Origin of the sequence: Bacillus cereus group sp. BfR-BA-01441 (genome assembly GCF_022663075.1) — a bacterium.
Classification (GTDB): domain Bacteria; phylum Bacillota; class Bacilli; order Bacillales; family Bacillaceae_G; genus Bacillus_A; species Bacillus_A cereus.
The window spans coordinates 41451-48901 of the sequence record NZ_JAKUEU010000038.1 but is presented as its reverse complement, the minus strand read 5'-3'; the positions used below and the strand labels follow the sequence as shown (position 1 = coordinate 48901).

Sequence of the window (7451 nt, the reverse complement as noted above, 5' to 3'; positions counted from 1 at the left end):
CTTTAAAAAAAGAATGAAACCATTCATAATAGCGTTTGTAGAGATTAAATATGTTTTTTAGAAGATAAAAGGGCCTTTTTATCGCACTATTATGATAGGAATTATAGGGAAGAGGGGAAACTCAATTGAATTCATATACAGCATCGTCTTCAGAAGTTCAGACGAATCGAAGAAGTATATTTGCGTTGTTAGCGTTAGCAATTAGTGCGTTCGGGATTGGGACAACTGAATTTGTTAGTGTCGGTTTATTACCATCTATTTCGGAAGATTTACATGTGTCGGTTACAACGGCTGGTTTAACAGTTTCTTTATATGCGTTAGGCGTAGCGTTTGGGGCTCCAGTATTAACGTCATTAACAGCTAATATGTCACGAAAAACGTTATTAATGTGGATTATGATTATTTTCATTATTGGTAACGGGATCGCAGCGGTAGCAACAAGCTTCACTGTATTACTTATTGCGCGAATTATTTCTGCACTTTCGCATGGTGTGTTTATGTCAATTGGTTCAACAATTGCTGCGGCACTTGTCCCAGAAAATAAACGGGCTAGCGCGATTGCGATTATGTTTACTGGTGTAACAGTTGCAACTATTACAGGTGCACCAATTGGAACATTTATTGGTCAACAATTTGGCTGGAGAACATCATTTTTAGCAATTGTAGTAATTGGAATTATCGCCTTAATTGCAAATAGTATTCTCATTCCATCTAATATGAAAAAAGGTGCGTCTGTATCATTCCGCGATCAATTTAAACTGATTACGAACGGAAGACTGTTACTAGTTTTCATTATTACTGCATTAGGATATGGGGGAACATTCGTAACTTTTACGTATTTATCTCCGTTATTACAAGAGGTAACAGGATTTAAAGCAAATACGGTTACTATCATTTTATTAGTGTATGGAATCGCCATTGCGATAGGGAATGTGATTGGCGGAAAATTATCGAATCATAATCCAATTCGAGCGCTATTCTACATGTTCTTTATTCAAGCGATTATACTATTTGTTTTAACATTTACGGCACCATTTAAGGTAGCTGGGTTAATCACAATTATTTTAATGGGGCTATTCGCATTTATGAATGTTCCAGGGTTACAAGTATATGTCGTAATGTTAGCTGAACGATTTGTACCGAGTGCTGTCGATGTTGCATCGGCAATTAATATTGCGGCGTTTAATGCTGGGATTGCTCTTGGTGCTTATTTAGGCGGTATTGTAACGAACTCGTTAGGGTTAATTCATACAGCTTGGGTAGGCGGCATTATGGTAGTAGGTGCTGTTATTTTAACAGCATGGAGCATGACATTAGAAAAAAGAGATCAAGTAAAATAAAAGGAGAGAAAATAAAATGAAAAACTTACAAAGTAAAACAGTATTAAGTAATGGTGTGGAAATGCCTTGGTTTGGTTTAGGTGTATTTAAAGTAGAAGAAGGACCAGAACTTGTAGAAGCGATTAAATCAGCAATTAAAGCAGGATACCGCAGCATTGATACAGCTGCAATTTACGGAAATGAAGCAGCTGTAGGTGAGGGGATTCGTGCCGGTATTGAAACAACTGGTATTTCAAGAGAAGAATTATTTATTACTTCAAAAGTATGGAACGCAGATCAAGGATATGAAGAAACGATTGCTGCATACGAAGAGAGCTTAAAAAAATTAAAGCTAGATTATTTAGATTTATATCTTGTTCACTGGCCTGTAGAAGGGAAATATAAAGATACATGGAGAGCGTTAGAAACACTTTATAAAGAAAAGCGTGTACGTGCAATTGGCGTAAGTAATTTCCAAATTCACCATCTGCAAGATGTAATAAAAGATGCAGAAATTAAGCCGATGATCAACCAAGTAGAATACCATCCTCGTTTAACACAAAAAGAATTACAAGCTTTCTGTAAAGAACAAGGTATTCAAATGGAAGCATGGTCACCACTTATGCAAGGTCAATTATTAGATAATGAAACATTACAGGCAATTGCTGAGAAACATGGTAAAACAACAGCACAAGTGATTTTACGTTGGGACCTTCAAAATGAAGTGATCACAATTCCAAAATCAACGAAAGAGCACCGCATTATTGCAAATGCAGATGTATTTAACTTTGAATTAACGAAAGAAGATATGGAAAAAATCGATGCATTAAATCAAAATCACCGCGTTGGTCCAGATCCTGATAACTTTGATTTCTAATAGAAATGAGTAAAAAGAGTGCAAAAATTGCACTCTTTTTTTATTTTCTATTCAATAAAATGTTTCTGTTTATATTATGATTTTTAAATTACTTTAGGCGAGCTAAAGAACTTATTAACAGTATTAAAGTTTGACATAAAATAATGCATTCTATATTATATATGCTATAGCATATAAATTGCGATTTATTTGAAGGTGGCATATGGACTTATATGAGTTAACAGGACATCTTGTTCATCATACTGATGTGAAGTTAACAAATTATATAATGTAAGTTTTTAATCACATATTGCTTATAAAATTTATCCTTTATATGCTGTAGCATATAAGTGTTATCTCATAACTTGTAACGGTAAAAATTTAAATAATACAGTAGATATATTATGAAACGAGGAGATTTTAGTTATGGAAAAATTCATATTAGCGTTTGATAGAGAACTTGTAATTGCAGAAAAAAAAGACTCAACATGGAGCGTCCAATCGCAGTTTGTAGGTGCGAATCCGGTTGCGTTAGCTTCAGATCCATACGATCCAGAAAGAATGTATTGTGGTACCTTTGACAGGGGATTATGGAGAAGTAAAGATGGAGGAAGTTCATGGGAAGCGATTGGTGCGTTACCTTCCTTTGGTGAAGTGTTCCCAGCAAATGCTATTCATATGAGAGCTATTACAGCAGTTTCTGTATCTCCAGCGAAGGGGGATGACGGTAACGGGATTGTATATGTAGGAACTGAACCGAGCGCAATGTTCGTATCCAAAAATGGAGGAGACAGTTTTGAGCTGCTAACTGATTATCGACAAATGCCATCATATTCATCATGGTTCTTTCCTCAAAGAACATATACACACCATGTAAAACATATTGAAATTGATGCTAATAATCCAGAAACTATTTATACGACTATTGAGGTAGGCGGATTAATTAAAAGTGTAGATGGAGGTAAGACATGGACTGAGGAAAAAGAGGGGAACTATCCTCAAGATATTCACATTCTTAAATCACATGGCGATGCGCCAAATCGTTTATACGGGGTGTTAGGTGATTCATTCTTGAAAGAACCAGGTCAAGAGTATGCGGAGAGTAATGATGGAGGTAAGACTTGGAACTATATGTGTAGTGGGCTAAAGCATCATTACGCATATCAAATGGCAGTTAACCCAAATGATCCAGAAAATATTATTATCGCGACATCTTCAAATCCACACGTAGCGCATGATTACAATAATGGAAATTGTGAATCATTTATTTATAAGAAAGAAAAAAATCAGTCTTGGGCAGAAATGAATGTAGGTTTACCAACTCCTAAAGGCACAATCATACCAGTATTAAAGGCAACAAGTGATGGAACGTTTTATCTGTTTAGCAATAAAGGAGTGTATCAGTCAGTAGACGGTGGTTCAAATTGGACATCATTAGAGATTCCTTGGGAGAATAGATTTATGGAACAACATCCTTATGAGATGTTAATTATTAAATAAGTGACAGGTATAGTTTTTACTACTATTCATTGGTAATGTTTAGTTGAATTTAAATTAAAAATGTAAAAAGCCAGGTAATGTGTTATTCATGCTACCTGGCTTTTTTGACCAGCAATTTAAGGTTATTTTCATATTTGTGTAAATATGAAACAAGCAGGATACATGAATAGAGAATGGGTAAAATAATACCGAATGATCACTAGATTGTATCAATGATGCTATAAGTGTTTTTTTAGGGAAACTGAAGCAAGAAGCAGTGGTTTAGATTCAGAATGACTAGCAATTGGTGTTATGGTGTTCAATGGTTCAAAAATGAACTCATTTCAACTCATATTATCTTCGCAATGTATCATTTTGAAGAATATTAAAACTTAGGAGGAAATGAATTATGACAAAAGATTTCTATACTGCACTGAAAGAAAGACGTACTTACTATGGAATTAACAAAGAGGTACAAGTATCGGATGAAAAAATTAAAGAAATTGTGGAGTTTGCTGTGAAATATACTCCATCAGCTTTCAATTCTCAAACTGCGCGATTAGTTGTATTATTTTGTGAAGCTCATGATAAATTATGGGATATTACAACTGAAACATTAAGAAAAGTAGTTGGAGATGGAGATTTCTCAGGAACGCAACAAAAAATGGATTCTTTTAAAGCTGGTTATGGAACAGTACTATTCTTTGAAGATGAGGCTATCGTTAAATCGCTTCAAGAAAAATTTGCTGCATATGCTGAAAACTTCCCAATTTGGTCACACCAAGCATCAGGTATGCACCAATTAGTCGTGTGGACAGGTTTAGAAGCAGAGGGATTAGGGGCATCTTTACAACATTATAATCCATTAATTGACGATGAGGTAAAACAAGAATGGAATGTCCCTGCTAATTGGAAGCTAATTGCACAAATGCCATTTGGTAATCCAACAGCTGCACCAGGTGAAAAAGAATTCCAACCACTTGAAGAGCGTGTGAAATTTCATAAGTAATATTCAAATGCAATAAAATGGAAATTTAATTAGTGGTGGTCTTACTGTCCGCAAATAGCGGGATAAGCTAACTGTATTGTGAAAATAAAACTGTTTAGTTACAAAAATTCTATTTATTATTTCTGTTAATCGAGTATGTATTAATAAAAGTTGTTAAAATCACTATTTTAATCTTTAAAGGAACAAGGTGATCGGTTTGATCATCTTGTTTCATTTCTTAAATTTTATTTTATTCATTAAAAAACGCTAGCTTTTCATAAATGCTTGAAAAACTAGCGTTTTAATAATAGGTATCTGTAATTTGATTACTTAAAACTATATAAGAAAAAGCTTTTATGTTATTCCTCAAGTTCTATCCATTCCTGTGACCATTCTTCTATTCCGCGAATAATAGCTTCTAAAGCAAATCCTTTTTGAGTTAAAGAATATTCTATACGAACTGGTGTCTCAGGAAAGACTTTACGTTCGACAATTCCTTCTAGTTCTAATTCTTTCAATCTTTCTGAAAGTAATCTTCCGCTAACAGGAAGAGAAGATTCAAGCGTACAAAAGCGCTGAGATCCAGAAAAAAGTTGGTAAATAATTAGTGCTGTCCATCGTTGGCTAAAAAATTTCATTCCTTTTTCAAAGCGAGGGCATAATGTAGAATCATTCATTTTCCTTCACCTCCTAAAACAAATTATATAACATCTTACTATTAGTAACAAATGTTTTTATAATTAATTACTTGACGTAAATTAATTACGAATGTATACTCACTTACATAAAGTAACTAAGTTGTTTTATGTAACTAAAACTCTTTTCTTTAAATGGCCAAAGTTGTAATGATACATATTGCATATAAGCTGAGAGAAAAAAGAATAGCATCTGTAAAAACACTTACGTTGTGTAAGTTAAACAATAAAAAATATAACAATGGAAGAGAATTTTTAGAGATTCTCAATACTAGGAGGTACCTAATGGTTACAACAGATACAATTCATATGTTAGAAGATAAAATTCAATTTATACATCAAGATGGAAAGGATATTTATTTAGTAGGACCTATCAAATTGCCAATTAATTTATATGGGGAGACTAAAATTTTCCAATGGTATTCTTGGTTACAATGTAGTGAGGTTACAAATAGTGTAGAAGGAATTATCAAAAAACTCTCATCTATTAATTTAGCTGATATGCAGCAATCTAGTGTGCTTGTATATGGTGATTTTGAGAATTCTGAAGATGCCCTAATTCGTATGCATAGTATTTGTCACACCGGTGATATCTTTGGTAGTAAACGTTGTGACTGTGGATTCCAATTAAAGCAGTCTTTACAAATGATTACAGAACATGGTTCAGGTGCTTTATTTTACTTAGCGAATCATGAAGGAAGAGGAATTGGTTTGTTTAGTAAAGCAATGACGTACCTCTTGCAAGAAAATGGGTTAGATACAGTAGAAGCTAATCTGAACCTAGGCTTTGAAGATGATGTTCGAAACTATGATGATACAATTGAAGTATTAAAAGCGCTACGCTCAAAACCTGTAAAACTTATTACAAATAATCCGAAAAAATTAGAAGCGTTACAAAAAGCTGGATTAAATGTTACGAGTCGTGAACCGTTATGGGGTGATATCTCAGAGTTTAATGAGAAATATTTGCAAACGAAGATTCAGCGTTCTGGACATTTTGAAGGGGGACACTTACATGCTTGAGCATGAATTGTATATGAAGCTAGCACTAGAAAATGCCAAGGCTATGAAGGGACAAACGACTCCAAATCCATTGGTTGGATCTGTAATTGTAAATGATAATCGAATTGTAGGGGTCGGAGCACATATGAAGGCCGGAGAACCACATGCCGAAATACATGCGATACGTATGGCTGGAGAACAGGTACGTGGTGCTACAATCTATGTAACTCTTGAACCTTGTTCTCATCATGGTAGAACAGGGCCTTGTGCTGAAGCAATTGTACAAGCAGGAATTAAGAAGGTAGTAGTTGCTACACTTGATCCAAACCCGCTTGTTTCTGGACGTGGAATTAAAATTCTACAAGATGCAGGTATTGAAGTACTTGTAGGAGTGTGTGAAGAAGAATCTAAAAAAATGAATGAAGTCTTTAATAAATATATTTTGACAAAGCGTCCATTTGTAACGATTAAATCAGGAGTTACATTAGACGGTAAAATCGCTACGTCTTCATCGGATAGTAAGTGGATTACATCTACAGAAGCAAGACAAGAAGTACACCAAATACGAAACGAAAATGCGGCTATTTTAGTAGGAGCGAATACTGTTCAAAAGGATAATCCATCATTGACAACGCGTATTCCAAATGGACGAAATCCAATTCGAATAATATTGGACTCGACATTACGCATACCGATGGAAGCTAATGTTGTTACAGATGGAGAAGCTCCTACCTGGATATTTACAACAAGTAATCATGCAGCGAAAAAAAAGATAGCATTAGAAAATGCAGGAGTTAAAGTATTTGTTACTAGCGGAGAAAAGCATATAAACTTGCATGAAATGCTTGATGTTTTAGGGCAAAAAGGAGTTTCCTCCCTGCTTATTGAAGGTGGTGGAGAGGTAAATGCTTCGTTTATTGAAAATAAATTGATGGATAAACTTATATTATATGTCGCACCAAAAATTATTGGGGGCAGATTGGCGCCTAGCTTTGTAGGGGGGACTGGTATTACTAAAATGCAAGATGCAATTGAATTTAAGGATGTATCATTTACCCAGGTTGGAAAAGATTATAGATTTATTGGCCATCCAGAATATCGGAAAATATAAG

7 protein-coding genes are annotated in these 7451 nt (G+C 34.5%); 6 read left to right on the top strand and 1 reads right to left on the bottom strand.

The window, feature by feature from the left end; genetic code table 11:
- Positions 1-125: 125 nt before the first annotated feature.
- The 4 genes from MR107_RS16990 (at position 126) to MR107_RS16975 (ending at position 4663) form a co-directional block, all read left to right on the top strand.
- Positions 126-1340: an MFS transporter gene (locus MR107_RS16990; protein WP_001089891.1), complete on the top strand. Its 1215-nt coding sequence runs from the start codon at positions 126-128 to the stop codon at positions 1338-1340.
- Positions 1341-1356: 16 nt separating this feature from the next.
- Entirely contained in the window at positions 1357-2196 is an 840-nt protein-coding gene (locus tag MR107_RS16985; protein ID WP_000793565.1) for an aldo/keto reductase, read from the top strand.
- Positions 2197-2601: 405 nt separating this feature from the next.
- A complete protein-coding gene (locus MR107_RS16980; RefSeq protein WP_000410430.1) occupies positions 2602-3675 on the top strand; it encodes a WD40/YVTN/BNR-like repeat-containing protein in 1074 nt (357 codons plus the stop codon).
- A 388-nt stretch (positions 3676-4063) separates the two neighbouring features.
- Positions 4064-4663, top strand: coding sequence for a nitroreductase family protein (locus MR107_RS16975; RefSeq protein WP_098280679.1), 600 nt, complete (start codon positions 4064-4066; stop codon positions 4661-4663).
- A 338-nt stretch (positions 4664-5001) separates the two neighbouring features.
- Here the strand turns inward: MR107_RS16975 and MR107_RS16970 are convergent, their stop codons facing one another.
- On the bottom strand, positions 5002-5319 hold the full coding sequence (locus MR107_RS16970) for a winged helix-turn-helix transcriptional regulator (RefSeq protein WP_001000104.1): 318 nt from the start codon (positions 5317-5319) through the stop codon (positions 5002-5004).
- Positions 5320-5622: 303 nt separating this feature from the next.
- On the opposite strand from MR107_RS16970, the gene MR107_RS16965 reads away from it, so the two are divergent.
- Both MR107_RS16965 and ribD read left to right on the top strand, forming a co-directional pair.
- Complete coding sequence (locus MR107_RS16965) at positions 5623-6360, top strand: GTP cyclohydrolase II (RefSeq protein WP_000258858.1); 738 nt, start codon at positions 5623-5625, stop codon at positions 6358-6360.
- The gene (gene ribD, locus MR107_RS16960; RefSeq protein ID WP_242292559.1) at positions 6353-7450 is read left to right on the top strand and encodes a bifunctional diaminohydroxyphosphoribosylaminopyrimidine deaminase/5-amino-6-(5-phosphoribosylamino)uracil reductase RibD; all 1098 of its coding nucleotides are present in this window, start codon (positions 6353-6355) and stop codon (positions 7448-7450) included. The genes MR107_RS16965 and ribD overlap by 8 nt, the downstream gene beginning before the upstream one ends.
- The last annotated feature ends 1 nt before the right edge of the window (position 7451 follow it).

What these genes read in the sequence shown, in the direction of transcription:
- MR107_RS16970 (WP_001000104.1), bottom strand. Translation starts at nt 5,319, where the DNA reads ATGAATGATTCTACATTATGCCCTCGCTTTGAAAAAGGAATGAAATTT.
- MR107_RS16975 (WP_098280679.1), top strand. Translation starts at nt 4,064, where the DNA reads ATGACAAAAGATTTCTATACTGCACTGAAAGAAAGACGTACTTACTAT.
- MR107_RS16980 (WP_000410430.1), top strand. Translation starts at nt 2,602, where the DNA reads ATGGAAAAATTCATATTAGCGTTTGATAGAGAACTTGTAATTGCAGAA.
- MR107_RS16985 (WP_000793565.1), top strand. Translation starts at nt 1,357, where the DNA reads ATGAAAAACTTACAAAGTAAAACAGTATTAAGTAATGGTGTGGAAATG.
- ribD (WP_242292559.1), top strand. Translation starts at nt 6,353, where the DNA reads ATGCTTGAGCATGAATTGTATATGAAGCTAGCACTAGAAAATGCCAAG.
- MR107_RS16965 (WP_000258858.1), top strand. Translation starts at nt 5,623, where the DNA reads ATGGTTACAACAGATACAATTCATATGTTAGAAGATAAAATTCAATTT.